The organism is Arthrobacter sp. CAN_A2, assembly GCF_015752045.1.
GTDB lineage: Bacteria > Actinomycetota > Actinomycetes > Actinomycetales > Micrococcaceae > Arthrobacter_D.
In genome coordinates, this window is sequence record NZ_JADOUS010000006.1 from 14,694 (window position 1) to 41,077 (window position 26,384).

Below are 26,384 nucleotides of genomic sequence, written 5' to 3' on the forward strand. Positions count from 1 at the left end.
CCGTCCCGACACGCGACGAGCGACCGCCCGGTCGGGCGGTCGCTCTGGGAGGTGGCAGGTCCGACGTCGGTCGGGGTCAGACCGCGGCCGCGGCCGGCTTCTGCCGCTGCGGGGCGAGTTCGCCGATGATGCCGCGCAGGAGCCTGCGGAGTTCGAACGACTCCAGCCCCTCACCGATCATCAGCGTGCGCTCGATGTCCTCGGCCTTCGCGAGCGCCTCGACGCCGGCCTGGGTGATCGTGATGCGCTGGCTCCTGCGGTCGACGCTGTCACGGATGCGGGAGATGAACCCCTGCCGCTCGAGCTTCTCGATCGTCTTGCCGATCGTCTGCGCCTGGACATGGACGGCGAGCGCGAGCTTGGCACCCGTCATGGTGCCCATGCGGGACAGGACGCCGAGGGTGGTGTAGCCGGCATGGGTGATCCCGATGTCGAGCAGCCTCTCGTTCCACGCGTGGTCCACGAGACGGGCGGCGGTGGTGAGCAGGCGGCTGGTCGACCACTCTTCCAGTTCAGACATGCAATCTCCTCCCGAAGATCTGGGGACGCCCTGCCGGTGCTGATCGGCGCCGACCAGGCGTGGTGTCGTCGCAGCCGACCGGTGGTGGGGGACGGGATCGACTGCAGTAGCTCCACTATGCGCTTCGATCTTCAAGTTTTCCCGTCGCCCCGTCCGAAGCTTCCGGCAAGAAAGCCTAGGAAGGGAGGGCGGTGCGCCTGCTGAACGCCACGATCTCGGCCGCCACCCGGGCCGCAGCGGAGTGCTGCACCACGTGCGGCTGACCGGCGATCTCGACCAGGACGCCGTCCCGTGCGCGCGTCACGAGCTCCCTGCACCACCGGTCCCGCGCCACGAGGTCCCTGCTGCCCCGCACCACCAGGACCGGACACCGGAGGCGCTCGACGGCGCGCTCCAGGGGGTAGTCCATCATCGGCCGGAGCTGGCGGAGGTACCAGCGCGTCCCGGTCTGCAGGTAGTCGCCGAGGACGATCCGATTGGCGGACGCGCTCTCGCGGAGCATGTCATGGGCGAGGGAGACGGCCTGCTGGGGGACGGTGCGGCGCAGCCGGTCCACCACCGGCCCGATCAGGACGAGGCGCTCGGCCAGGGCCGGTGACTGCAGGGCGGCCTCCGTGACGAACTGCACCCCCATCGAGTGCCCCACCAGGGTGCAGGGCCCGGTCCCGAGCACCCCGAGCGCTTCGACCATCAGCGCGGCATGGTCCTCGACGGTGAGCTGGATCCGGGGCCGCGGACCCGGGCCGTAACCGGGAAGGTCCACGGTGTGCACCACGGCGTCGGCCGCCAGTCCGGCCCGCAGCCGGTCGAGGTAGCGGTGGGTCATGCCGAGTCCGTGCACGAGGACATAGGGGCTGCGCGGGGAGACGGCGGACCCTGGACCCGGGGTGGTGCGGAGGTGGAGGGTGAAGCCGCCCACCCGAACCGTACGGAGTGTCGGCTGCATCCGGGCAGTTTACGGGCACCCCTCAACTTCTCCTCATGTTTTACTCATGGGAGGATCAACTCCGCCGCCCGGGGAGCGGCATTGTGTGGAAGTCTTGTCCCATGTCCATCCCCACGTCGCAGCGCTCCGCGCTCATCGTCGAGGATGATCCGGATATCCGGGAATTGCTGGCCACGACCCTGCGCATGAACGGATTCACGGTCATCGAAGCGTCCACGGGGCTCGAGGGCCTGGCCGCCCTGAAGGAGCACCGCCCCGACCTCATCACCCTCGACCTGAACCTGCCGGACCTCGACGGCGTCGAGGTGTGCCGCCAGAGCCGGGCCGTCACCGATGCGTACATCGTGATGGTGACCGCCCGGCAGGACGAGATCGACCGGCTGATCGGCCTGGAGATCGGGGCTGACGACTTCATCGGGAAACCGTTCAGCCCCCGGGAGTTCTCTGCGCGCGTGTCGGCGATGTTCCGCCGCCCCCGCACCGCACAGCCGCAGCAGCCCGACGTGGCGGGTGACGACCTGCTGCGGCACGACGACCTCGTCATGGACGTGGAAGGGCGCATGGTGACCCTGGGCGGCCGGGAGCTGGCGCTGACCCGCATCGAGTTCGACCTGCTCGAGACGCTCCTCAGCGGCGCGCAGCGTGTCTGGACGCGGGAGGCGCTCCTCGACCGCGTGTGGGGGGACGGCTGGAGCCAGGACCACCACCTGGTCGAGGTGCACATCCGCAACCTGCGCAAGAAACTGGGCGAGGACACGACCAACCCCCGCTTCATCCGCACCGTCCGCGGCGTCGGGTACCGGATGATGCCTGCCTCCACGAACTGAGTCCCGGGCCGGGGGACGACGTGCGCATCATGCGCGGAGAGGGCGCGGGTCCTACGGGGCGAGCGGGCGTGCGGTTCGTACGGCGGAGACGACGTCGAGGATCCCTCGAGCGGCCGCAGCCGCGTCCTCCTGATCGGCGACGAACGACTGGTGCGTCGCCCCGTCGATGACGCGGTGCAGGCTATCGGTCGACAGTGAGGCGAGGGCATCCTGTGAAGCGGCCCAGCCCGGTGCGTTCCCAGTGCCCGCGGTCAGGACGATCAGCGGCCTGTCGTCGAACGTCCCCAGGGCCGCAGCCTCCTGCACCGATGATCCCGCCTGGACGTACTCGTCGACCGTGCTCCGGAAGTGGTCGGATGTCACGCCCAGCAACCCGCCGATACCGAGCCGTGCTGCGACCGAGCCCAGTGCGGAGACACGCTCCAGCGTGTCCCGGGACCCGGCGTCGGGAGTGTGATGTGCTGACTCCGTTCCCGTGGCAGACGCCGGCGCGGTCGAGTCCACCAGGACCAACCCGGCGACGTCCGCGGGGTACATGGCAGTGAACGTGAGCGCGTAGAGGCCGCCGAATGAGTGTCCTGCCAGGACGTACGGGCCGGGTTCGTCCCCGCGCTGCAGCAGGGTGTGGAGGTCGGTCGCGATCTGCGCAGCGTCCTGCGGCGTGTCCCCGGCATCCACCGGATCACTCGACCCACGACCTGCCCGGTCGTAGATGCACACCCGGGTGTCTCGGGCCACGGCCGGTGCCATCAATCCGAGGTCGGACCTCATCCCGCCTCCGCCCGGTTCGATCACCACGGTGGGACTGCCTGAGCCGGTGCGGTCCAGGTACAGGCGGTGTCCGCCGACATCGATCAACCGGCCCTCTCCTGCAGGGGCGACGGTGTCCGCGGCACCGCGCACCGTTTCGAAGCCGCTGCCCAGTGACGCCAGTACCAGCGTCGCGATGACCGGGTAGACCAGGACGCGCGTGCTGCGGCTGGGAAGCTGCCGATGGGCCCGGGCGGCCATCCGGACGGCTGATGCCAGTGCGGCTGGAGGCCACACCCAGGCGAGCACTTCCTGCATCGGGGAACCGAACGCCACCAGAAGGAATCCGCTCAGTCCCATGAAGACTGCTGGAGCTACAGCCCACCTCTGCGGCTGATCGGTGAAACGCACCGACAGGATAGCCACCATGGCCCATCCCAGGGCGAGTCCCATCAGGATGGCCCCGGTCACGCCGCTCTCGGTTGCCGGGATGAACGGGGCGGCGGTCAGCAGGAGTGCGGCCAGGACCCCGGTGACCCACGAACCGGCGATCAGCCATGTGAGATGCCCTTTCCGCGAAGGGCTCGCGCCGGGGGAGGCATCCTGGCCGTCGGGCGTACGGCTCGTGGGGGTGGCAGCCGTTGTCTTCCTGCCCGCCGGAAAGATTGTCATGCGCACATGCTGTCACCCGGCGGTAGCCGGATTGCATGGCAAAAAAGCCGTGGATGGAAAGGATCCTGCCCACCCGGCGGCTTGGTGAGTACAGTGGCCCCATGCACCGAGTGGTGGCCCTGGCACTGCCAGACGTGGTCGCTTTCGACCTCGCCATCCCAGCGCAGGTCTTCGGCCACGAAGATGAACGGAAACGGTACTCGTTCCGGGTGTGTGCGGCCGAGCCCGGCCTCGTGCCGTCGACCTCCGGGTATTCCATTGTGGCCGCTGACGGCCTGGACGCCCTGCGGTCCGCAGACACCGTCGTGGTGCCGGGCTACGCACCGCTCCACGATCCGCCCACCGAGGTCTGCGCGGCTCTGCGCCAGGCGGCGGTTCGCGGAACCCGCGTCGTGTCCGTGTGTACCGGCGCCTTCGCTCTTGCTGCCGCAGGTCTCCTGGACGGCAAGCGGGCAACCACGCACTGGAAGAACGCCGAACGCCTCCAGACCCTCTACCCGGGCATCACCGTCGACGCGGATGTCCTGTACATCGACCACGGCAGCGTCAGCACCAGCGCCGGGGTCGCAGCAGGCATCGACCTCTGCCTGCATCTGGTCCGCAAGGACTATGGAACCGAGGCGGCCAACAGCATTGCACGACGAATGGTCGTAGCCCCGCACCGGGAAGGGGGCCAGGCCCAGTTCATGGACCGTGCGGTCGCCGCACCCCTGGCCCTCTTCACCGACACCTGTATCTGGGCCACGCAGAACCTGGCCGAACCGCTCACCGTGGGCGACATGGCCGCCCACGCCGGATGGGCACCCGGAAGCTTCACCCGGAAATTCGCGGCCGAAGCCGGAATGACACCGCTGAGGTGGCTGAACGATCGACGTATCGCCGAAGCATGCCGACTCCTGGAGACCACGGACTTGACCGTGCAGGCGATCGCCTCCCGGACCGGCCTGGGGACGACGGCGAACTTCCGGCTGCACTTCACCCGGAAACTCGACACCACGCCGTCGAGCTACCGCCACCTCTACCAAGGCAGGAACCGGCAGGCCACGCAGGCCTGACCGGGTGCATCACGGTGAGTCGGCCGCCACCCGCGACAGCACCCGCTTGAGGGCGCGGGCGAGCGTCTCCCGGACGCCGACTTGTCGCCGGATGAAACACTTGGGACGTGGCACATCTCGACGTATCCGGTATCGAATACTTCCTCTCCGACGGCAGGCAGCTGCTCAACGGCGTCGCCTTCAAGGTCGGTGACGGGCACAAGACCGCCCTGATCGGCCCGAACGGCACGGGCAAGACGACCCTCCTACGCATCGTCTCCGGGGACCTGTCCTCCGACGAGGGATCGGTGAGCCGTTCGGGGACGATGGGCATCATGCGTCAGTTCGTCGGCCAGGTGCGCGACGACTCGACCGTCCGTGACCTCCTCGTCTCCGCCGCGCCGCCCATGCTCGCGACGGTCGCGCAACGGATCGACGACGCCGAACTCGCGATGATGGAGGCCGACGACGAGCCCACGCAGATGACGTACGCGCAGGCGATCGCCGACTGGGGTGACGCGGGCGGCTACGAGCTCGAGACCACGTGGGACGAGGTCACGATGGCCGCCCTCGGCGTCCCGTTCGACCGGGCCCAGTACCGTGCGGCGTCGTCGCTCTCGGGCGGAGAGCAGAAGCGGCTGGTGCTGGAGGCGCTGTTCTCGGGTCCCGACGAGCTCCTGCTCCTGGACGAACCCGACAACTACCTGGACGTACCCGGCAAGCGCTGGCTGGAGGCGAAGCTGCGCGAGTCGAAGAAGTCGGTGCTGTTCGTCAGCCACGACCGCGAGCTGCTCGCCAACGCGGCGACCCGCATCGTGACGCTGGAACCCGGCGCCCTCGGGGCGTCGTCGTGGACCCACGGCGGCGGCTTCGAGACCTACCTGAAGGCACGGGAGGACCGCAACGCGCGGTTCGAGGAGCTGCGCAAGCGCTGGGACGAGGAGCACCTCAAGCTCAAGGAACTCGTCAACATGTACAAGAACAAGGCGGCATTCCGCTCGGACATGGCGAACCGCTACCACGCGGCGCAGACCAGGCTGGCGAAGTTCCTCGAAGCCGGCCCGCCGGAGGCCATCCCCCTCGAGCAGAACGTGTCGATGCGGCTGGCCGGTGGGCGGACCGCCAAGCGCGCCGTCGTCGCGCAGAAACTCGAACTCACGGGCCTCATGAAGCCCTTCAGCACCGAGATCTGGTTCGGCGACCGGGTCGGCGTGCTGGGCTCCAACGGCTCGGGCAAGTCGCACTTCCTGCGGTTGCTGGCCGGCGGCGGGTCCGATCCGGACAAGGAGCACCAGCCCGTGTCCGACGTCGACATCGCTGCCGTGCCGCACGAGGGCTCCGTGAAGCTGGGTGCGCGGATCCGCCCCGGGTTCTTCGCGCAGACGCATTCCCGCCCGGATCTCCTCGGCCGGACCCTCGTGGACATCCTGCACCGCGGCGACGAGCACCGGTCGGGGCTGGGCCGGGAGGCCGCGTCCGCCGTGCTCGACCGTTACGGACTCGCCACCCAGGCGGAGCAGCCGTACGACTCCCTGTCCGGCGGGCAGCAGGCGCGGCTGCAGATCCTGCTGCTGGAACTCTCCGGCGCCACCCTCCTGCTGCTCGACGAGCCGACGGACAACCTCGACCTTCATTCGGCGGAGGCGCTGGAGCACGCCATCGACGCCTTCGAGGGGACGGTCATCGCCGTCACCCACGACCGCTGGTTCGCGCGGAGCTTCGACCGCTTCCTGGTCTTCGGTTCGGACGGGAAGGTGTACGAGACGGAGGAGCCCGTCTGGGACGAAAGCAGGGTCGTCCGTTCACGGTAGGACTCGTCGTCCACACGTCCTCCACACGCTTTCCACAGACTTATCCCCAACCGGTGGATAAGTAGCGGTTCCACGTCGCGCTCGGGCGGGGCGCTGTCCCGGCGCACCCGCGCCCTTGTAGGGTGGTCCGCGGCGCGCCGGAATGAGCACCGGGCGCCGCACCGACTCGGATGGGGGATTCATGGGGACGGAGAGGGGTGCCGGCCGGACCACCGTCGGCGACGCCCGGCCGGAGGGGCCGAAGGTGCCGGTGGAGACCGCCGACGCCGGCACGCCTGAGTCGCGTCGGCGGGCGTCACGGCTCCCGGGGGGCCGTCGTCCCGAGCGGGCCGGACTCCACGGAGTCCTCGCGCCCAGGGCTGCGCGGGTCGGCACGGCAGTCGTCCTCGCCCTGATCATCGGAGTCCTGGCGGTCCACCTGGTCAACCAGTCGTCCTTCGGCCCCCACAAGCCCGTCGAGGCGTACCTCGACGCCCTCGTGGCGGGCGACGCGGAGACCGCCGGTACCCTGATCGGGACCGGCGCGGGCCCGGCCGGCCTGCTGTCCGATGCGGTGTACGGGGCGGCGGAGAATCGGGTGTCCGGCTACGAGGTCCGCGACATCGCGGTCGAGGGGGACTCGGCGACGGTGGTGGCCGACCTGACCCAGGACGGAGCCGCCACCCCCCGCGAGTTCACCCTGACGCGCACCGGATCCACGGCCCTGATCTTCGACGAGTGGCGGCTCGACGGTCCCGCACCGGTCGGCGACGTCGGCGTGGTGGTCCCGCAGGGCTTCGCGACGCTCACGGTCAACGGAGCGGACGTGGCCCTGCCCGCCGGCGATGCCGATCTCTACGCGGGGCTCCGTTCGCTGACACTTCCGGCCCTTCCGGGCACCTACGTCGTCTCCCCGCCGCCGCCGTCGACCTACCTGTCCTACGGCGATGAACAGTCGATCGTCGTCCCGGCCGATCCGGAGTCGGCGCCGCCCGGGGTGCTGATCGAGGCCGCGCCGACGCCCGCCGTCGAGGACGACGCCGTCGCGCAGGTCACCGAGGCGCTCGCAGCGTGCATCGCATCCACCGACGATGCCCCGAGCGGGTGCCCCAACCGGTCCTACCTGTTCGGGGATCCCGAGGACGTGCGCGGACCGCGCTGGACCCTGGACCGCGACCCGACCTTCACCCTCGAGCCGTCCTACGAGCCCGGCGTCTACCGACTGCTGTCCGACGACGCCGAGGCCACCTTCTCGTACGAGCGGAATGCCGAGTTCGAGGACTCGTCGCCCCCGCGGTGGGAGCGGGAGGAGGATACGCAGACCCTTTTCATCAGTGCCACCGTGACCGTCACCGCCGAGGCGATCGAGGTGGACCTGGACTAGGGGACGCGCGGACGGCGCCCGTTTGAAGTGCGCGGCGGCGCCCCCTACGGTTGCAGGATGAATCCCTCCGTCCGAGCCGCCATGTTCGCCACGTACGCGATCTTCGGGCTCAACGGGCTCGTCTTCGCCAGCTGGGCCGCGCGGATCCCCGCCGCCTCGAGCACCCTGGACCTGGGCTCCGGCCAGACGGGGACCCTCCTGCTCATCGGAGCCGCCGGCTCGGTCCTGTCCCTGCCGCTGGCGGGCCTCGCCGCCGCCCGCTTCGGGACCGGCAACACGGTCCGCCTCGGGGGAACCGCGGCCGGCCTGGCTGCGGGCGCCGTCGCGCTCGGCCTCGTCACCGTCTCGGTACCGGTGGTCGCCGTCGGGCTGTTCCTCTTCGGGAGCGGCATCGCCCTCTGGGACGTGGGACAGAACATCGAGGGGGCCGACGTCGAGCGCCGGGTGGGGCGGACCATCATGCCGCGCTTCCATGCGGCCTTCAGCGGCGGAGCCTTCGTGGGTGCCCTGATCGGGGCGGGACTGTCGGCGCTCGACGTCCCGCTCTCCACGCACCTCGTCGCCGTCGCCGCCCTCAGCCTCACCGTGTCGCTGTGGACGCCGCGCTACTTCCTGCCGGACACAGCCGGCGGCGGGGCGGCATCCGGCACGGAGCCGCGCCGATCCCGCGGCAGGGGCCTCGGCGCGTGGGGTGAGCCCCGGACCCTGCTGATCGGCCTCGTGGTGCTGGGCGCCGCGCTGACCGAGGGTGCCGCGAACGACTGGGTGGCGAAGGCCACCGTGGACGGGCTGGGGACCTCGGAGAGCACCGGCGCCGTCATGTTCGCCGTCTTCGTCGCCGCCATGACGGCGCTGCGCTTCGTCGGCGGGCCCCTGATCGACCGGTTCGGCCGGGTCCGGATCCTCCAGGCCGGCCTGGGCTCCTCGCTCGCGGGACTCGTGCTGTTCGTCGTCGCTCCCACTGTGCCGCTGGCCGCCGTCGGTGCCGTCCTCTGGGGCGCGGGAGCGGCGCTCGGTTTCCCGATGGGCATGTCCGCCGCGGCGGACGACCCCGAGCATGCCGCGGCGCGGGTCTCGGTGGTCTCCACCATCGGGTACACGGCGTTCCTCGCCGGCCCGCCGCTCCTCGGTTTCCTCGGCGACGTCGTCGGGATCCGCACCGCCCTGCTCGCCGTGGGGGTCGCCGTCCTGGCGTCGTTCCTCGTCGCACCGGCCGCACGCGAGCGGACCGCCGACGCCACCGGAGCATTGCGGACAAGTCCTGACCGAATCCCCTAGGAATCGTCGGAGGCCGGGTCCTACCCTGTTTCCCATGGCGATTATCGAGGCAGAAGGTCTGAAGAAGACCTATTCGTCGAAGAGCGGGCCCGTGCATGCGCTCGACGGCATGAATCTCTCCGTTCCCCAGGGAACAGTCAAGGCCCTGCTGGGGCCGAACGGTGCGGGGAAGACCACCGTGGTCAAGATCCTCACCACCCTCATCCAGCCGACGGCGGGCACGGCCCACATCGACGGGATCGACGTCCGGCGGAACCCGAAGGCGGCGCGCCGCATCATCGGCGTCTCCGGCCAGTACGCAGCCGTGGACGAGAACCTCACCGGGCTCGAGAACCTCGAGATGGTGGGCCGTCTGTACCATCTGGGCGGCCGGGAGGCGCGACGCCGGGCGCAGGAGCTGATCGACCAGTTCGAACTGACGGAGGCCGGAAACCGCCCCGTCAAGGGGTTCTCCGGCGGCATGCGACGCCGGATCGACCTCGCCGGCGCCCTGGTCATCAACCCCAAGATCCTCTTCCTGGACGAACCGACCACGGGGCTCGATCCCCGGAGCAGGATCTCGCTGTGGGGCATCATCCAGGACCTCGTCAAGGACGGCACCACGCTGCTGCTGACCACGCAGTACCTCGAGGAGGCGGACCAGCTCTCGGACGACATCGCGGTGATCGACGGCGGGCGGACCATCGCCGAGGGCACCTCGGACCAGCTGAAGGCGCAGATCGGCGGGCATCGCGTGGTGGTGTCGCTCGTGGACGCAGCCGACGCCGGGGCCGCGACGGAGATCCTCGCGCGCCACGGGGAGGGCGTGCCCGTGGTCGGCGCCGACGGCCGCGGCATCGAGGTCGCGGTCACCGAGGGCCCGCGGGCCCTCCAGTACATCCTGTCCGACCTCGGGGAGGGCGGGATCCACCTGCACGACGCCGGCATGCGGCGCCCGAGCCTCGACGACGTGTTCCTCCAGCTCACGGGGCACCGCGCGGAGGACACCGAGCAGTCAGCACCCCAGAAGGAGACAGCAGCATGAGCGTCCTGGCGCCCGAGGACCGGCAGCCGGAGAACCAGGGACCGGATCGGACGCCGCGGGGCACCGCTCCCGCCCGGTCGTCCGACCTGGCCATGTGGTTCTCCGACGGGTGGACCGTCACCAAGCGGAACCTCATCAAACTGAAGCGCTCGCCGGACATGCTGGTCTTCGCCGTCCTGCAGCCCATCATGTTCGTGCTGCTGTTCAGCCAGATCTACGGCGGCTCCATCCAGGTGGAGGGCAGCGACTACACCCAGTACCTGATGGCCGGCATCTTCGCGCAGACGGTGATCTTCGGATCCACGTTCTCCGGCTCCGCGATGGCCCAGGACCTCAAGGACGGCATCATCGACCGCTTCCGCACCCTGCCCATGAGCTCGTCGGCCGTCCTCATCGGACGGACCAACAGCGACCTCGTGCTCAACACGCTCTCCGTGACGATCATGATGGGCACGGGCTTCCTGGTCGGCTGGCGCGTCAACACCCCGCTGACCAGCGTGCTCGCCGGCATCGGCCTGCTGCTGCTCTTCTCCTACGCCTTCAGCTGGGTCATGGCGCTGCTGGGCATGTCGGTGAAGAGCCCGGAGGTCATCAACAACGCCTCCTTCATGATCCTGTTCCCGCTCACGTTCATCTCGATCGCCTTCGTCCAGTCCCAGAACCTCCCGGGGCCGCTGGAGACCTTCGCGAACTGGAACCCGGTCTCCGCGCTGGTCCAGGCGGTCCGTGAACTGTTCGGCAACACCGGGACCGTTCCCACTCCCGATGTGTGGCCCATGCAGAACGCCCTCCTGACCGTGCTGATCGGGGCAACGCTCATGCTCGTGGTCTTCGTACCGCTCTGCGTCCGGAAGTTCGCGTCCATCAGCAGCCGCTAGCCGCACCGGCCCGGTCGGCGTCGTCGCGTCGTCGCGTCGTCCGAAAGAGGTACTGGAGCGACCCCTCGATCATCCCTGGGGCCGGTGACCCGCGCCGGCCCCAGGCCTAATGTTGATAGGGGAGCCGCACCTGCGGCATCCCGGACGTGGAACCACGCAAAGGACGCAGCCATGATCGAGGCACAGGCCCTCTCGAAGCGGTACGGCGCCAAGGCGGCGGTCGACGCCGTCTCCTTCACCGTCCAGCCCGGCAAGGTGACCGGCTTCCTCGGCCCGAACGGTGCCGGCAAGTCCACTACGATGCGCATGATCGTCGGGCTCGACAACCCGTCAGGCGGTCGCGTCACCGTCAATGGACGGCCCTACGCCCAGCACAGGGCCCCGCTCCGGGAAGTGGGTGCGCTCCTCGACGCGAAGGCCGTCCACACCAAGCGCTCCGCCTACAACCACCTCCGGGCCATGGCGGCGACCCATGGCATCCCGAACAGCCGGGTCAGGGAGGTCATCGAACTCACCGGTCTCGGCCCCGTGGCGAAGAAGCGGGTCGGCGGTTTCTCCCTCGGCATGGGCCAGCGCCTCGGTATCGCGGCCGCCCTCCTCGGCGATCCCCACACGGTCATCCTGGACGAGCCCGTGAACGGCCTCGACCCGGAGGGCGTGCAGTGGGTCCGCCATCTCGCGAAGGGTCTCGCGTCCGAGGGGCGTACGGTCTTCCTGTCCTCGCACCTCATGTCGGAGATGGCGATGACGGCGGACCACCTCATCGTGATCGGCCGCGGCCGCATCATCGCCGACGCCCCTATCCAGTCGATCATCGACGGGCAGGGCAAGGCCCGGGTCAGGGTGCGGGCGGACCGCCCCCAGGACCTGCTCGGCAGCCTTGCCGGGGAGGGTGTCACCTCCCAGGTGCTCGAGCCCGAACTGGTCGAGATCACCGGGGTGGAGCCCCGCCGCATCGCGGAGGTCGCCCTCCGGGAGCACGTCCTCGTGTACGAGCTCACGCCCCTGCAGGTGTCCCTCGAGGACGCCTACATGCAGCTCACCCAGACCGAGGTCGAGTACCACTCGCACGCCCTGCCCGCCGCCGGCGAGGCCCCTGCTCCCGTGGAAGGACGCTGATCATGGCAACCTCGACCTCTCCCGCCCCCTCCCACCAACAGCCGCGTCGGCAGGGCGAGCCCGGACCCGGCGTGAACTTCGGCCGTGTCCTGAAGTCCGAGTGGATCAAGGTGACCACCGTCCCCTCGACCGTCATCCTGATCGTCTCGACCGTCGTCGTGATGGTGGGACTGGCAGCCCTCGCCGCGTGGGCCATCTCGATCACCCAGCAGGACCTCGGGTCCTCCGGCGCACCCCAGGGCGGCCCCGGTGGCCCGGGCGGGCCCGGCAGCGACTTCGATCCGGCCAGCCAGGCGTGGGAGATCCCGTCCTCCGGGCTGATCTTCGGGCAGCTGCTGATCGCCTCGCTCGCCGTGGTCCTCATCGCCTCCGAGTGGGCCACCGGCATGATCCGGTCCACGATGGTCGCCGTCCCGAAGCGCACCCCGGCCCTGCTGGCGAAGAACGTGATCATCGCGATCATCGCCTTCGTCGTCGGCGCCGTGTCCGCCTTCCTCTCCTACGTCGTGGCCCAGCCGATCCTCGCCGGAGAGGACCTGGACTTCGCCATCACCACCGAGGGCGTCCTGCCCAGCATCCTGAACTCGGGCAGCTACCTGGCGTTCATCGCGGTCATCTCGATGGGCATCGGGACCCTGCTGCGCAATACGGCGGGCGGCGTGGTCACCGCGGTCGCCCTGTTCTTCGTGGTTCCGGTGATCATCGTGAACCTGCTCTCCGGCCTGGCCGACTGGATCCCCGACGCCGCCCGCTTCCTCCCGACGAACGCCGGCAACCAGCTGATCGCCATCTCGACCGGCAGCGACGAGCTGACCCAGTTCCAGGGGGGCCTCGTCATGGCGGCCTGGGCGCTCGTGCTCCTGGTGGCCTCCCTGGTCGTCACCAGGAAGCGGGATGTCTAGGACCCCGCGACCGGCGCCCGTGATGCGAAGCCATGACTGACAGACCCTTGGTGGGGGAGGCCGCGGAGCGAACGGCCGCGGTCTCCTTCACCGAGCTCAACGCCCGCCGGCTGGGCCCCTTCCGGCGGTTCTTCCGCAGCCACCCGCGTGCCATGGACGCCGTGGTCATCCTGGTGTTCGTCCTGTTCGCCTTCCCCAACGCCCTGTTCGCCGTGCTCGATGACGACAACTGGCTCGGCGTGGCCGGGGTGGCGCTGGCCGCTGCAGCGCTGGCCTTCCGCCGTGATCGGCCGCTGCTCGTGCTCGCATTCGTCGCGGTCCTCGACGTCCCCGTCAGCATCCTGACCGAGGGCGCAGGGAGCAGCGGCGTCGCGACGATGTTCGCCCTCTACACGGTGGCCGTGGCCTACCCGTTGCGGCAGGCACTCCTCGCCGCCGCGGTGGCGACGGTCTTCTCCGTGAGCGCCCTGTTCCTCATCCCCGTCAGCACCTTCGGCAGCGCACCGGGCGTGATCTGGCTCCTCAGCGGTTTCATCGTGATGTTCCTGGCCGTCGCCGTCGGCGTCGGCGTCACGGTGCGTCGGGATCGCGAACACGAGAGCGTGCTGCGCGAGTGGGCGGCGCGCAACGCCGAGCTCGCGTCCGCCGGCGAACGCAACCGGATCGCGCGGGAGATGCACGACGTCGTCGCGCATTCGCTGACCGTCATGGTGGCGCTGTCCGACGGCGCCGCCGTCGTCATGAAGCGCGACCCGGAGCGCGCGGCCGCGGTGCTCGGCGAGCTGTCGGGGACGGGCCGCACGGCCATCGCCGACATGCGCCGCGTCCTCGGCGTCCTGCGCGCGGAGGCCGTGAGCGGGTCCCTCGAGCCGTTGCCGGCGTCGAGTTCGCTGGCGCAACTGCTGGACGGCTTCCGCGCGGCCGGCCTGCCGCTCAGGGTGACGACGACGGGGCCGAGCCTGCCGCACGATCCGGCGTTCCAGCTGACCGTGTACCGGATCCTGCAGGAGTCCCTGACCAACGTCCTGCGCTACGGCAAGGGCGTTACGCTGGTCGACGTCGCGATCGTCCGGACCGGGGACGAGGTGGAGCTCCGGGTGGCTGACGACGGCCGGGGCGCCATGGGGCCCGTCGCGTCCCTCGGCTCCGGTCAGGGCATCGCCGGTATGCGGGAGCGCGCCGCCATCTACGCAGGCACCGTCGAGTGCGGCGGCCGTCCGTCGGGCGGCTGGCTCGTCGAGGTCTGGCTGACAGTTCCCGACGCCACCGGCGGTACGGGCAACCAACGGGGGAAAGAGAAAGATGACCACGCAGCACAGCACACCGGCCACACCCATCAGGGTTCTGCTCGCTGACGACCAGCCGCTCCTGCGGATGGGCTTCCGGCTCATCCTCGAGGGCGAACCCGACCTGGAGATCGTCGGGGAGGCATCCACCGGGGCCGAGGCCGTCCGGCTCGCCGCCGACCTGTCGCCCGACGTCGTGCTGATGGACGTACGGATGCCGCAGGGGGACGGGATCGAGGCGACACGCCGGATCACCTCCTCCGGGTCCTCGGCGCGCATCATCATCCTGACGACCTTCGACCTGGACGAGTACGCCTTCGCCGGCCTGCAGGCGGGCGCCTCGGCGTTCCTGCTCAAGGACGTGGCCCCCGAGGGCCTGGTGCAGGCGGTGCGAGTCGTGGCGAGCGGGGACGCCGTCGTCGCGCCGCGCGTCACGCAGCGGCTCCTGGAGACCTACGTGCGCTCGCTCCCGCCGGTGCAGAGGACGGCGGCCGCACCTGACCGTCGCCTGGTCGAGCTGACGCCGCGTGAACGCGAAGTGCTCGAGGCGATCGCCGAAGGCCTGTCCAACGCAGAACTCGCGGCCCGGTTCTTCCTGTCGGAGGCGACCATCAAGACGCACGTGCGGCGGATCCTGACGAAACTGGATCTGCGGGACCGGGTGCAGGCCGTGGTGTACGCGTACGAGAACGCGATCGTGGTGCCGGGCCCGGCGCACTGAGGGTGACCGCCTCCCGGTCGGGGTCCTGCGCCCCGGGCCGCGCCGGGTGAGGACGGCATCTGGTTGAATCGGGGGATGAGCCCAGCACCCGCGCACATCCAGGACCTCGGAGCCTATGTCTCGGCGTCGCCGTCGAGCTTCCACGCCGTGGCAGAGGCCGGCCGGCGGCTGTCGGCCGCAGGATTCCGGCAGCTGCAGGAGCGGGACCCGTGGGAGGGCGCTGCGGGCAGCTTCTTCGTCATCCGGGACGGCGCCCTGATCGCATGGACCGTCCCGACGGCGGCCGGTCCGACCACCGGATTCCACATCCTCGGCGCGCACACCGATTCGCCGTCGTTCAAGCTCAAGCCCCGACCCACCATCGGGAAGCACGGCTGGCTGCAGGCCGGCGTGGAAGTGTACGGCGGACCGCTCCTGAACTCCTGGCTGGACCGCGAGCTCGCTCTCGCCGGCCGCCTCACCCTCCACGACGGCAGCGAACACCTGGTGTCCACGGGGCCGATCCTGCGCTTCCCGCAGCTCGCGATCCACCTCGACCGCGCCGTCAACGACGGCCTGGCCCTCGACAAGCAGCGCCACATGAACCCGGTGTGGGGCCTCGGAGAGCCCGCGGGCGCGGACCTCCTCGGACTCCTCGCCGCAGGTGCAGGCGTCGACCCGCGCGAGGTCGGAGGGTTCGACGTCGTCGTCGCCGATACGCAGGACCCCCGCGTCTTCGGGGCGCAGGGGGAGTTCTTCGCCTCCGGGCGGCTCGACAACCTCTCCTCCGTGCACGCCGGGCTCACGGCGATCATCGACGCCGCATCGGGCGGACTCGCGGACGGGCCGATCGCCGTCCTCGCGGCGTTCGACCACGAGGAGGTGGGCAGCGGTTCCCGGTCCGGTGCCAGCGGTCCCTTCCTCGAGGACATGCTCCTGCGGATCTCCCTGGGGCTCGGCGCCGGGACGGAAGAGCGACTCCGGGCCCTCGCGGCGTCGTTCTGCGTGTCCGCCGACGCCGGCCACGCCGTGCACCCCAACTACGCGGAGCGGCACGACCCGGCCAACCTGCCGATCCTCAACGGTGGTCCGCTGCTGAAGATCAACGCCAACCAGCGGTACACCACCGATGCCCCCGGTGCGGCGTACTGGGCCGCGCTGTGCCGTGCCGCCGGCGTGCCGTACCAGGAGTTCGTGTCCAACAACGTGATGCCGTGCGGCTCCACGATCGGACCGCTCACCGCCACCCGGCTCGGGATCCGCACGGTCGACGTCGGGACGCCGCTGCTGTCCATGCACTCGGCCCGTGAGCTCTGCGGCGTCGATGATCCCGGGTATCTCGCGCAGGTCAGCGGCGCGTTCTTCCGCGGCGGACAGTAGGGGTTCTCCCCAGGAGTTCGCCCCCGCCGGTCCGTCCGGTAGCATTGGGACGTCTGTGCCACGGCCGTTCGTCGGTCAGTACCGAGGACGGCGGCCGGACCAACGCTAAAGAACCTCCTGTTGCGGAAAGACCGCGACCGCTCAGCCCAGAGGAGGTGGGTTCACACATGCGTGCATATGAATTGATGGTAATCATCGACCCCGACGTCGAGGAACGCTCCATCGACCCAACACTCGAGAAGTTCCTGAATGTCGTCCGCAACGGCGGCGGCACCGTGGACAAGGTGGATATCTGGGGACGCCGGCGCCTTGCGTACGAGATCCAGAAGAAGACCGAGGGCATCTACGCCGTCGTCAACTTCACCGCGACCCCGGCCGTGGCTTCCGAGCTCGACCGCCAGCTGAGCCTCAACGAGACGATCATGCGTACCAAGATCATCCGCCCCGAGGAGCAGAAGGTTTCCGCCGAGTAATCTCGGTAGATCCCTCATCCATCCATCCCGCCCCGGCGGGAAGTGACTCAAGGAGGCACCATGGCAGGCGAAACAGTCATCACGGTGGTCGGCAACCTCACCAATGATCCCGAGCTGCGGTTCACACCGTCGGGGTCGGCGGTAGCCAACTTCACCATCGCGTCCACTCCTCGCACCTTCGACCGCCAGAGCAACGACTGGAAGGACGGCGAAACGCTGTTCCTCCGGGCGTCGGTGTGGCGTGAGGCCGCGGAGAACGTCGCTGAGACCCTGACCAAGGGAACCCGCGTGGTTGCCCAGGGCCGACTCAAGTCACGTTCGTACGACACCAAAGAGGGCGAGAAGCGCACCGTCATGGAGCTGGAGGTGGACGAGATCGGTCCATCCCTGCGCTATGCGTCCGCGAAGGTCACCCGTACCCAGCGCTCCGGCGGCGGGAACAGTGGGGGCTTCGGTAATTCGAGCAACTCCGGGGGTAACTCCGGCGGTTCGAACTCCGGTTCCGGCTGGGGTGGCGGCCAGCAGGCGCAGCCGGCTCAGCAGCCGGCGGATGACCCGTGGGGTGCCCCTTCGGGCGCTCCCTCGGGCGGGAACTCGCAGGGCTGGGGCAACGGCCCCGACTCCGAGCCTCCCTTCTAGGCACCCTCCAGGCAGCGGTTCCGTACCCGGAGCTCCTGCCGCAGTCACGGAAGTGACTGGCACGTCCCATCCCGCAGAATCGTTCTGCGGGCTCCACCATACAAAGGAGCACCACGATGGCTAAGGCTGAACTCCGTAAGCCCAAACCAAAGTCCAACCCCTTGAAGGCCGCTGACGTCACCGTCATCGACTACAAGGACGTAGCCCTGCTGCGTAAGTTCATTTCCGATCGCGGAAAGATCCGTGCCCGTCGCGTCACCGGTGTGACCGTCCAGGAGCAGCGCAAGATCGCTCAGGCAATCAAGAACGCCCGCGAAGTCGCCCTCCTGCCGTACTCCGGCGCCGGCCGCGGCTAGGGAAAGGGACACACTATGTCGAAGCTCATTCTGACCCAGGAAGTCACCGGACTCGGTGCCGCAGGTGACGTCGTCGAGGTGAAGAACGGTTACGCACGTAACTACCTTCTGCCCCGCGGCTTCGCCCTGATGTGGAGCAAGGGTGGCGAGAAGCAGGTCGAGTCGATCAAGGCTGCCCGCTCCGCCCGCGAGCACGCATCGCTCGAGGACGCCCAGCGCCAGGCCGCCGCACTGTCGGCGAAGCCCGTCACCCTGACCGTCAAGGCGGGTGGCTCCGGCCGCCTGTTCGGTACGGTCAAGGCCGACGACGTCGCGAAGGCCGTCGAGGCCGCAGGCCTCGGCAAGATCGACAAGCGCAAGGTCGAACTCCCGGCCCACATCAAGTCGGTCGGCTCGTACCAGGCCAACGTCCGTCTCCACGAGGACGTAGCAGCAGTCATCGATCTGGACGTCGTCGCCAGCTAGTTCGAGGTTGGACGCCTGGCGCCGGCCAGGCGTCCTCCGATTCAGCAGGGAGCCTCCGCGTAACAGCGGGGGCTCCCTGCTGTTTGACAGGGCCGTACCGGCCATCCACGGGGCGGCATGCTTCCCGACCCGGTCCCCGGATCCATACCCGGCTGCGACTCCATCCCGTCGATTCGGCGCGGCCCCGTAGGTGCACTCCGGGGTATATGCCTGCAGTCGGCGCGGATCTCCCCGGACTGGTGCACCCGGCAGGGTCACGGTGCGGGCATATATGCCCTCCTGCACCACGAAAAGTACCGGCGGCGGTCTTGTCAACAGTGGTCCTGTGGATGACCGACGTCTCAAAACTAGTTTGAGTCCACAGGCCGGGGATAGCGTACCCGCAGGTCAGAGCACTGTTTTCGCTCGAACGGATTATTTGTCCACAGGGTTGTCCCCATCCTGTGCACAAGATACGCCGTGTAATCCACAGCTTATTCACACTTACCCACAGCCCCTGTTGGCACCGCGCTTTGCGGTGTACCGAGAGGGGGCTAGCGTTGCGAAAGATTCCCGAAAGTGAGGGTGTCGGGTGATAGGTCTGTCCCTGTCGGACCCGCCCTGGGTGTCCGGTTGACGCCCCGGCGCAACCGCTTCGACAGTAGGAGAAAGGCCCTTCAGTGTCCCTGGCACATGCAGACTCATCATCGGACACTCGGAGCCCCGAATTTTCGCGCACTCCGCCGCAGGACCTCGTCGCCGAGCAGTCCGTGCTCGGCGGCATGATGCTGTCCAAGGATGCGATCGCCGACTGCGTCGAGGTCCTTCGCGGCCTGGACTTCTACCGGCCCGCCCACGAGAGCATCTACGAGGCCATCATCGACCTCTACGGGCGTGGTGAGCCGGCCGATGCCGTCACGGTGTCCGACGAGCTGACCAAGCGTGGGGAGATCTCACGCATCGGCGGCCCGGCTTATCTCCACACGCTGATCCAGTCGGTGCCGACGGCCGCCAACGCGGGCTTCTATGCCGAGATCGTGAGGGAGCGCGCCGTGCTCCGCAGGCTGGTCGACGCGGGCACCAAGATCGTGCAGCTCGGCTACTCCAACGACGGCGAGGTGGACGACCTCGTCAATGCCGCGCAGGCCGAGGTGTACGCGGTGGCGGAACGTCGCACGGCCGAGGACTACGTGGCGCTCAAGGACATCATCGAGGGCACGGTCGACGAGATCGAGTCCGCGGGGCACAAGGGTGAGGGCATGACGGGTGTGCCCACCGGATTCTACGAACTCGACGAACTCACCCAGGGACTCCACGGCGGCCAGATGATCGTCATCGCCGCGCGCCCCGCCATGGGTAAGTCGACCTTCGCCCTGGACTGGGCGCGGTCGGCCGCCATCAAGCACAACATGACTACGGTCTTCTTCTCCCTCGAGATGGGCCGCAACGAGATCGCGATGCGCCTCCTCTCCGCCGAGGCCACCATCGGGCTGCAGGATCTGCGCAAGGGCACGATCAAGGACGAGCAGTGGGGGAAGATCGCCACGACCATGGGGCGCATGAATGATGCCCCACTGTTCATCGATGACAGCCCCAACATGTCGCTCATGGAGATCAGGGCCAAGTGCAGGCGGCTGAAGCAGCGTCACGGGCTCAAGCTCGTGGTGCTGGACTACCTGCAGCTCATGTCCTCCGGCAAGCGCGTGGAATCGCGTCAGCAGGAGGTCTCCGAGTTCTCACGAGCACTGAAGCTGCTGGCGAAGGAGCTCAACGTCCCGGTGGTCGCCCTGTCGCAGCTGAACCGTGGATCCGAGCAGCGGACGGACAAGCGGCCGCAGGTCTCGGACCTGCGCGAGTCCGGATCGATCGAGCAGGACGCCGATATGGTCATCCTGCTGCACCGTGATGATGTGTACGACAAGGAGTCGGCGCGTGCGGGCGAGGCCGACGTCATCGTGGCCAAGCACCGTAACGGACCCACCAAGACGCTCGTCGTGGGGTTCCAGGGTCATTACTCGCGCTTCAACAACATGGCCGCGGACGGCGGGGGCTACTAGTCCTTCTTGGGCCCGAGCTCCAGGATGACCGTCTTGAGTCGGTCGCGCAGGTCTTCGGAAGCGAGGCCGTCCTCGGCCATCAGCTCGTTCTCGATGTTCTTCGCCCGCTCGAGGGCCTTCAGGCCCGCCGACGTGACTGTGATGCGCTGGCTGCGCCGGTCGGCCGTGTTACGGAGTCGTGTCACGAGGCCCCGCTTCTCGAGGCGGTCGAGGGTGCGCCCCACGGTCTGCGCCTGAACGTGGACGAGCTGGGCGAGCCGGACACCGGTGAGGGTGCCTTCGCGCTCGAGCACTCCCAGCGTGGTGAGTCCCGCGTGGGTGATGCCGATGCTCAGGAGCTTCTCGTTCCAGGAGTGCTCGACAATGCGGGCCGCGGTCGTCAACAGGCGGCTGGTCGACCAATCGTTCAATTCAGGCACGATAGCGTGTCCTTCCCCTCGGTCGTCAGCGGTGAATCCGCTCGTTCCTGCTACTTACTCCGGATAACAATACCCGAAGTAGACAGCAGGCTTATGATAATTCCTGCACTGTGGGCAAGATCTGTATGCGCTCTCCGGACGAGCGGGCGGATCATGGCCCCGAAAACGGCAGGAGGGCCCGGGGCGATGCCCCGGGCCCTCCTCGATCAGCACATGCTAGAGGTTGTTGCCTCGGCGGGTGCCTTCTTCGCCTTCGATTTCGATCTGCTCCTTGCGAACTTCTTCGCTGACCGTCTCGTTGGTGGTGACGGTCTCCTTGTCGAGGCGCACGCGCTCGACGGGGACAGCTTCCTTCTCGACGACCGGGCGCTCGGCGTGGAGAGTCACTTCGTGCTCTTCCTCGCTGATGGCCGGTCCGCCGAGTGCGTCGCCGCGGTTGGCGTCCGTGATGGGCTCGCGCTCCACGCGGACTTCCTCATGGCTGACGGGGACGGTCTTCGTCACGTTCTCGGTGACGACGTACTTGCGCATGCGGGCACGGCCCGCTTCGCGCTCTTCCGTTCCGACGTGCAGCTGCTCCTCGGAACGAGTCATCGCATCGTCGGTGGTGGGCCCCGAGGTGTCGTGGCCCACGGTCTCGCGGTCCGTGTCGGTCACGCCTGCGTGTCCGCGGTCCGTGTCGGTGACGCCCGCGTGGCGGCTCGTGGTGTCGATGTCGACGTCGCGGTCGTTCTGGCCGGCGTGCCCGGTCGTGGTGCGGGTCGTGTCGGCGTGATTGCCGGTGCCGCCGCCGATCTCGTAGTGGCGGTAGAGGCGATCCTCTTCCTCCGGGCTGAGATTGCCGTCGGACTCGATGCGCGGGGCATCCTTCACCTGGTGCTTGCTGTAGGGGACCCGGACGTCATGGCCTTCGACGTCGGCGCCCTGGAGCGGGATGAACGACTCGGAGGTGCCGAACAGGCCCGTCTTCGCCGTGACCCAGCTGGGCTCACCGGTCTGGTCATCGAGGTAGACCTGGCCGATCGAGCCGATCTTCTCCCCGTCCGAACCGAGTACGTTGCCGCCATTGCCAAGCATGGTGTCGATGTTGTCCTGAGTAATCATTTCCTTCTCCTTCTGAGTAATCTCACTGTGAGGGGTATGGATTTCTCGGCTGTACGTTCCACCGGGAGGTACCACCGGGAGCAAGAGCCCCCGAGACCACCGGCCTCTAGAGTAAGCATACTTAGTACCTAATGGGAAGCAGGCTTATCGTTTTGTCGGGATCCGCCCGTGTCGAGAGCCGGTAGCCCGCCGGTGAGGCCCGGCGGGTTTCACGCATGCGGGGACGCGGCAGATCGCCGATCGGTCGGAGAAAGAGCTGCGACGCGTCGCGGAGGCTCCTGCCTGGACACCCGAGGTGCCCGGCGGAGCGGCGTCACCGGTGCAGTCCGTCCGCCCAGGCCCCGTAGGACGCTCCGGAGTGAGGTGAGGCGTGATGCAGGAAGATCAGGATCCTGATGGAACGACGGCGGTGGCCACCGGAAACAGCCCGGCGGCCACCTCAGTCAGCGCGGTGTCGATCTAGCGCTGCTGGACGTTCGACTTGGCATCCTGCGCACTGCCCTTGACGTCGCTGGCGGCCTGCTGGCCCTCGCCCTTGACGTCGTCGACGGCGTGCTGGCCCTGGTCCTTGACGGTCTGCACCGAGTCGGCGGCAGATTCCTTGACGGACTGCATCGCCTCCTGGGCTGGCTCGCGGACTTCCTCGACAACATGCTTCGCTGCCTCGGTGACCTTCTCCTTCAGGGGTGCCACCTGCTCCTTGAGCTGTGCAGCGGCCTCCTGCTCCTTCTGGCTGGCAGGGATGAGCGAACCCAGCAGGAGCCCGGCGCCGAAGGCGATCAGGCCTGCGGCAAGCGGGTTGCCCGCTGCCTTGTTCGTCAGCTGCCCGGGTGCTCCCTGGACGGTCTGGCCGGCGTGCTGGAGCTTGTCCCGGGCGGAATCGGCGGCTGAGTGCGCGCTGCCGAGGCCGCTGTCGAAACCGCTACCGGTCTTGTCCCGGGCGTGGCCGGCCCTGTCCTTGACGGAGCCGGTCACATCCTCGGCCTTGCCGAGCACGGAATCCCTGACGTCTTCGGCCTTGCCCATGACGGTCTCCTTCACGTTGCTGAAGCTGTGCTTGACCTTGTCGGTCTGGCGCTGCGCGATGTTCGCGGGGTTCACCTTGTCGGCGATGGCGTCGACGTCCGTCCCCAACTCCAAGCGGGTGCGTTCGATATCTGCACGGATTTCATCTGGCGTCTGGCTCATCGTGTCTGCTCACCTGGTTTCAGTGTCGGCGGGATCTCTTGGAGGGTCTCCGCCGTCTGGGGAAGACCCTTGACCTGCTGCATTTCCTTCTTGCCCTTGGACGCCAGCACCGCGGCGATGATGCCCCAGATGACGGCCACGATGACGGCTGCCCACCCGAGGGGCATGAACGCACCCAGTCCCCACATGAGGGCCAGTGACAGGAACAGGAGGACGAAATGGCCACCGACGGCTGCGCCGGCGTACATGCCTGCGCCCTTGCCGGCCTTCTTCGCCGACTCGGTGGCCTCGGCCTTCGCCAGGGCCACTTCCTGGCGCATCAGCTTGGAGAGGTCCTTCGTCACCTCCCCGAGCAGTTCTCCGACCGACGAGCCGGCGGAGCGCTGCTCGGCCTCCGTCGGCAGGGGTGCGGCGGCCTGGTGGGCGCCGCTGGTGTATGCCTCACTCATCAGCGAAGACCCCCGTCATTCGGCCGGGTGCCCACGGGAGGGGTGCCGGGCGCGATCGTGGGGTAGTCGTCCGTCGGGTCGACGAAGGCGGGGTTGGAGCCTGCGACGTGCTGTCCGCGGGTCGTCTCGCCGAAGCCCGCGGAGGCGGGGGTGCCACTGTAGGCATCGGAGCCGACCTCGGTGTACCCGGAGTACCGACCCGTCGGGGTCGTGCCGGTCGAGGAGAGGTCCTGGCCGCGACCGGAGGTGCCGGACGAGTCGTTGTTGCCCTTGGCCCCGCGGCTCAGGCGGCCGACGACGAGGCCGGTGGCCGCCGCGATGGCGAGGAAGGTCCCCGGCTTGCGACGCGCGAATGCCTTGACGTCCTCGAGGATGTCGGTGGCGTCGCGGCCCTCGAGCCAGCTCGCTGCCGATCCGGTGCGCTGGGAGGCCTGCTCGACGAGGCCCGAAACGAACTGGTTGTCCGACTTGTCGGCCATCGAACGCAGTTCGTCGGAGACGCCGCGGATGCCTTCGGTGATCTTCTGCTGCTGCGTACCGGCCTGGCTCTTGACCTCGGAGGTCACCGTGCCGAAGAGGTCCTTCGCGTGCGAGCCGACCTCGGCCGCGACGTTCTTCGCTTCAGCGGCTGCCGTGCCGGCAACGTCCTTCGCGTCGGCTGCTGCGGTGCCGGCGACGTTCTTCGCCGCTTCCTTGCCGTCCTGGCCGACCTTCTTGGCCTGGTCCTTGGCCGCGGACTTCTTGGAGTCACCGGAACCGGTGGTGCCGCCGGTGCCGCCGGAGAATTCCGTGGTGCCGAGCTCGTGGGTGCTGAGGTCCGCCGTGGACGACTCAGGCCCGGTGGTGGAGGGAACCAGGGGATCCTGCGGCCAATTCTGCGTAGTCATGGTTGTTCCTAACGTTGATATTGCCGTTAAAGCGGATGCTCCATCGTGTTCTCGATGCGATGGTCCGGCAGTTCGTGCTGGACTTGTCCCTGAAGCTAAGCATGCTTAGCTTCAGGGACGCAAGCTCTTTCTACAGAAACCGCAAGATACAACAAGTAGACTTAGTACCTTACGCAGACCGCGGGCGCGCCGCCAGTGTCGACACGGGAAGACCTGCCGCGACGGCCCGACGACGAGCGCTCCCTCGCCCCCGGCCACCCACCCCGGGCGGGGTCCGCGGGACCATCGAGTTCCCGAACACCGCCAGGATCGGCGGGTGCCCGTGGGTGCCGGCCGGGCCGGCGTCGTCGTACGGCGGTGTGTGCCGCTGATGCATCACCCCCACTGAAGCAAAGTATGCTTACTATTACCGGCCCCGGCCCAGCGGGGCGTGTCTGCCCCTAGAAGAGGTCCTTGATGAAGCAGCCCTCCCCGCGCGGAGAACTCAGCGCCCTCGTCCTGTCCGTGATCGCCGGGTCCTCGGAATCCGCGCAGGATTCCCTCGTCCGGCTCGACGCGCTCGCCGCGGAGGCGATCGCCCGGACGCCGGACATCCTGCAGGACGACGACCTCCAGCTCGCGCTCTTCTGCCTGTACGAACTGCATTACAGCGGAATCGACGGGGCGGGTGACGACTGGGAGTGGGATCCGGATCTCCTGCGGGTCCGGCACCGCATCGAGGCCGCCTTCGAGCGGAGGGTCCGCGACGAGACCGTCGTCGGAGCCTCCCCCGAGCCCACGAGTGAAGCGGTCTGCGCGGAGCTCTTCCGGATGACCGGCGAGGACGGCGGGCCCAGCATGTCCCGGTTCGTGGCGAAGTCCGCCACGGATGAGCAGCTGAGGGAGTTCCTCGTGCACAAGTCCGTCAACCAGCTGCGGGAAGCCGATTCGCACACCTTTGCGATCCCGCGACTGACCGGCCGCTCGAAGGCCGCGATGGTGGAGATCCAGGCGGATGAATACGGCAACGGACTGCCGACGCGGATGCACTCCGCCCTCTACGCCCGGACGATGCGCGAACTCGGCATGGACGACACCTACGGGGGGTACCTCGACGCCGTGCCGGCGATCACGCTGGCCGTCAACAACCTGATGTCGCTGTTCGGACTCCACCGTCGCCTCCGGGGTGCGATCGTGGGCCACCTCGCCGCCTACGAGATGACCTCCTCCCAGCCCAACCGCCTGTACTCCCGGGGCTTCAAGCGCCACGGGTACGGCCCGGATGTCACGGAATACTTCGACGAGCACGTCGAGGCCGACGCCGTCCACGAGCAGATCGCCGGGCGGGACATGGCCGGCGGCCTCGTCGAGTCCCACCCCCGCCTGCTCGAGGACGTGCTCTTCGGGGCTGCCGCCGGTCTGGCGATCGATACCCTCATGACGGTGCACATCATGGAGGCCTGGAAATCCGGGCGGTCCTCGCTGCGTGCCTCGGAGGTGGCCGCCTGATGGACGCGGACAGCGTCCCGGATGCCCCGGACGCCCAGGGTGACCACCCGCTGAACTCCGGTACCGCTGCGCCCGTGTCCGTCGTCGCGTGCCCGAACGGGCCGCTGCTCGTCCGGGGCGACTTCACGCTTCTCGGCGCGGACGGGGAGGAGCTGCCCCGGACGCGGCGCACCGTGGCGCTCTGCCGGTGCGGCGCCTCCGTGATCAAGCCGTACTGCGACGGCTCCCACAAGCTGACGGGCTTCCGCTCCGAGCCCTGACGTGCGCCGACCCCGCTCGCCCCTGCTGGTGGTCGCGGGCGGTCACCCGTGAGCGGCGCCGTCGGCCCTGGCGACTCGGACCGTCTGCGCAGCTCCCGCCGGGACCCGACCGCGCACATGGAATTTCTCT

27 protein-coding genes are annotated in these 26,384 nt (G+C 68.7%); 19 read left to right on the forward strand and 8 right to left on the reverse strand.

Annotated elements, in window-relative coordinates:
* Positions 1-76 precede the first annotated feature (76 nt).
* Complete coding sequence (locus IWX63_RS08955; protein WP_199277832.1) at positions 77-520, reverse strand: MarR family winged helix-turn-helix transcriptional regulator; 444 nt, start codon at positions 518-520, stop codon at positions 77-79.
* Positions 521-695: 175 nt separating this feature from the next.
* Positions 696-1,466 (reverse strand): alpha/beta fold hydrolase, encoded by a 771-nt coding sequence (locus IWX63_RS08960; protein WP_199277833.1) that lies wholly within the window; start codon positions 1,464-1,466, stop codon positions 696-698.
* Between the two features lie 101 nt (positions 1,467-1,567).
* Between IWX63_RS08960 and IWX63_RS08965 the strand changes: the two genes are divergently transcribed.
* Positions 1,568-2,293 carry a response regulator gene (locus IWX63_RS08965; RefSeq protein ID WP_199277834.1) on the forward strand — a complete coding sequence of 242 codons (726 nt, stop codon included), beginning with the start codon at positions 1,568-1,570 and terminating at the stop codon, positions 2,291-2,293.
* Between the two features lie 51 nt (positions 2,294-2,344).
* Here IWX63_RS08965 and IWX63_RS08970 read toward each other — a convergent pair whose 3' ends face one another.
* A complete protein-coding gene (locus tag IWX63_RS08970; RefSeq protein ID WP_334685754.1) occupies positions 2,345-3,715 on the reverse strand; it encodes an alpha/beta fold hydrolase in 1,371 nt (456 codons plus the stop codon).
* A gap of 101 nt (positions 3,716-3,816) precedes the next feature.
* Here IWX63_RS08970 and IWX63_RS08975 point away from each other — a divergent pair, with 101 nt between their 5' ends.
* The 16 genes from IWX63_RS08975 (at position 3,817) to dnaB (ending at position 20,459) form a co-directional block, all read left to right on the forward strand.
* The gene (locus tag IWX63_RS08975; protein ID WP_199277835.1) at positions 3,817-4,770 is read left to right on the forward strand and encodes a helix-turn-helix domain-containing protein; all 954 of its coding nucleotides are present in this window, start codon (positions 3,817-3,819) and stop codon (positions 4,768-4,770) included.
* 107 nt (positions 4,771-4,877) lie between these two features.
* The gene (locus IWX63_RS08980; protein WP_199277836.1) at positions 4,878-6,560 is read left to right on the forward strand and encodes an ABC-F family ATP-binding cassette domain-containing protein; all 1,683 of its coding nucleotides are present in this window, start codon (positions 4,878-4,880) and stop codon (positions 6,558-6,560) included.
* A gap of 181 nt (positions 6,561-6,741) precedes the next feature.
* Positions 6,742-7,923, forward strand: coding sequence for a nuclear transport factor 2 family protein (locus IWX63_RS08985; protein ID WP_199277837.1), 1,182 nt, complete (start codon positions 6,742-6,744; stop codon positions 7,921-7,923).
* A gap of 57 nt (positions 7,924-7,980) precedes the next feature.
* Positions 7,981-9,201, forward strand: a complete 1,221-nt coding sequence (locus IWX63_RS08990) for an MFS transporter (RefSeq protein WP_334685755.1) — start codon at positions 7,981-7,983, stop codon at positions 9,199-9,201.
* Positions 9,202-9,235: 34 nt separating this feature from the next.
* Positions 9,236-10,225 carry an ATP-binding cassette domain-containing protein gene (locus tag IWX63_RS08995; RefSeq protein WP_199277838.1) on the forward strand — a complete coding sequence of 330 codons (990 nt, stop codon included), beginning with the start codon at positions 9,236-9,238 and terminating at the stop codon, positions 10,223-10,225.
* A 92-nt stretch (positions 10,226-10,317) separates the two neighbouring features.
* On the forward strand, positions 10,318-11,103 hold the full coding sequence (locus IWX63_RS09000; protein WP_334685790.1) for an ABC transporter permease: 786 nt from the start codon (positions 10,318-10,320) through the stop codon (positions 11,101-11,103).
* 171 nt (positions 11,104-11,274) lie between these two features.
* On the forward strand, positions 11,275-12,222 hold the full coding sequence (locus tag IWX63_RS09005) for an ABC transporter ATP-binding protein (protein ID WP_199277840.1): 948 nt from the start codon (positions 11,275-11,277) through the stop codon (positions 12,220-12,222).
* Between the two features lie 2 nt (positions 12,223-12,224).
* Positions 12,225-13,124 (forward strand): ABC transporter permease subunit, encoded by a 900-nt coding sequence (locus IWX63_RS09010; RefSeq protein WP_199277841.1) that lies wholly within the window; start codon positions 12,225-12,227, stop codon positions 13,122-13,124.
* 32 nt (positions 13,125-13,156) lie between these two features.
* Entirely contained in the window at positions 13,157-14,479 is a 1,323-nt protein-coding gene (locus IWX63_RS09015) for a sensor histidine kinase (protein ID WP_199277842.1), read from the forward strand.
* Positions 14,427-15,131: a response regulator gene (locus IWX63_RS09020; protein ID WP_199277843.1), complete on the forward strand. Its 705-nt coding sequence runs from the start codon at positions 14,427-14,429 to the stop codon at positions 15,129-15,131. Before IWX63_RS09015 ends, IWX63_RS09020 begins: the two co-directional genes overlap by 53 nt.
* 75 nt (positions 15,132-15,206) lie before the next feature.
* Entirely contained in the window at positions 15,207-16,490 is a 1,284-nt protein-coding gene (locus IWX63_RS09025) for a M18 family aminopeptidase (protein ID WP_199277844.1), read from the forward strand.
* Between the two features lie 167 nt (positions 16,491-16,657).
* Complete coding sequence (gene rpsF / locus IWX63_RS09030; protein WP_043442549.1) at positions 16,658-16,963, forward strand: 30S ribosomal protein S6; 306 nt, start codon at positions 16,658-16,660, stop codon at positions 16,961-16,963.
* A 60-nt stretch (positions 16,964-17,023) separates the two neighbouring features.
* Positions 17,024-17,602 (forward strand): single-stranded DNA-binding protein, encoded by a 579-nt coding sequence (locus tag IWX63_RS09035; RefSeq protein ID WP_199277845.1) that lies wholly within the window; start codon positions 17,024-17,026, stop codon positions 17,600-17,602.
* 116 nt (positions 17,603-17,718) lie between these two features.
* Entirely contained in the window at positions 17,719-17,958 is a 240-nt protein-coding gene (gene rpsR, locus IWX63_RS09040; protein ID WP_005273147.1) for a 30S ribosomal protein S18, read from the forward strand.
* Positions 17,959-17,973: 15 nt separating this feature from the next.
* Positions 17,974-18,423, forward strand: coding sequence for a 50S ribosomal protein L9 (gene rplI / locus IWX63_RS09045; RefSeq protein ID WP_043442543.1), 450 nt, complete (start codon positions 17,974-17,976; stop codon positions 18,421-18,423).
* Positions 18,424-19,082: 659 nt separating this feature from the next.
* Positions 19,083-20,459, forward strand: a complete 1,377-nt coding sequence (dnaB, locus tag IWX63_RS09050; protein WP_199277846.1) for a replicative DNA helicase — start codon at positions 19,083-19,085, stop codon at positions 20,457-20,459.
* Here dnaB and IWX63_RS09055 read toward each other — a convergent pair.
* From IWX63_RS09055 to IWX63_RS09075, 5 genes are all read right to left on the reverse strand, one after another.
* Entirely contained in the window at positions 20,456-20,878 is a 423-nt protein-coding gene (locus IWX63_RS09055; RefSeq protein ID WP_334685756.1) for a MarR family winged helix-turn-helix transcriptional regulator, read from the reverse strand. The genes dnaB and IWX63_RS09055 overlap by 4 nt on opposite strands.
* A 216-nt stretch (positions 20,879-21,094) precedes the next feature.
* Positions 21,095-21,982 carry a DUF2382 domain-containing protein gene (locus IWX63_RS09060; protein WP_199277847.1) on the reverse strand — a complete coding sequence of 296 codons (888 nt, stop codon included), beginning with the start codon at positions 21,980-21,982 and terminating at the stop codon, positions 21,095-21,097.
* A gap of 459 nt (positions 21,983-22,441) precedes the next feature.
* Complete coding sequence (locus IWX63_RS09065) at positions 22,442-23,170, reverse strand: DUF3618 domain-containing protein (protein WP_199277848.1); 729 nt, start codon at positions 23,168-23,170, stop codon at positions 22,442-22,444.
* Positions 23,167-23,619 (reverse strand): phage holin family protein, encoded by a 453-nt coding sequence (locus IWX63_RS09070; protein WP_199277849.1) that lies wholly within the window; start codon positions 23,617-23,619, stop codon positions 23,167-23,169. The genes IWX63_RS09065 and IWX63_RS09070 overlap by 4 nt, the downstream gene beginning before the upstream one ends.
* Positions 23,619-24,506: a hypothetical protein gene (locus IWX63_RS09075; protein ID WP_199277850.1), complete on the reverse strand. Its 888-nt coding sequence runs from the start codon at positions 24,504-24,506 to the stop codon at positions 23,619-23,621. The genes IWX63_RS09070 and IWX63_RS09075 overlap by 1 nt, the downstream gene beginning before the upstream one ends.
* 456 nt (positions 24,507-24,962) lie before the next feature.
* Between IWX63_RS09075 and IWX63_RS09080 the strand changes: the two genes are divergently transcribed.
* Positions 24,963-25,994, forward strand: coding sequence for an iron-containing redox enzyme family protein (locus IWX63_RS09080; RefSeq protein ID WP_199277851.1), 1,032 nt, complete (start codon positions 24,963-24,965; stop codon positions 25,992-25,994).
* A complete protein-coding gene (locus IWX63_RS09085) occupies positions 25,994-26,254 on the forward strand; it encodes a CDGSH iron-sulfur domain-containing protein (RefSeq protein ID WP_199277852.1) in 261 nt (86 codons plus the stop codon). Before IWX63_RS09080 ends, IWX63_RS09085 begins: the two co-directional genes overlap by 1 nt.
* Positions 26,255-26,384: the final 130 nt, after the last annotated feature.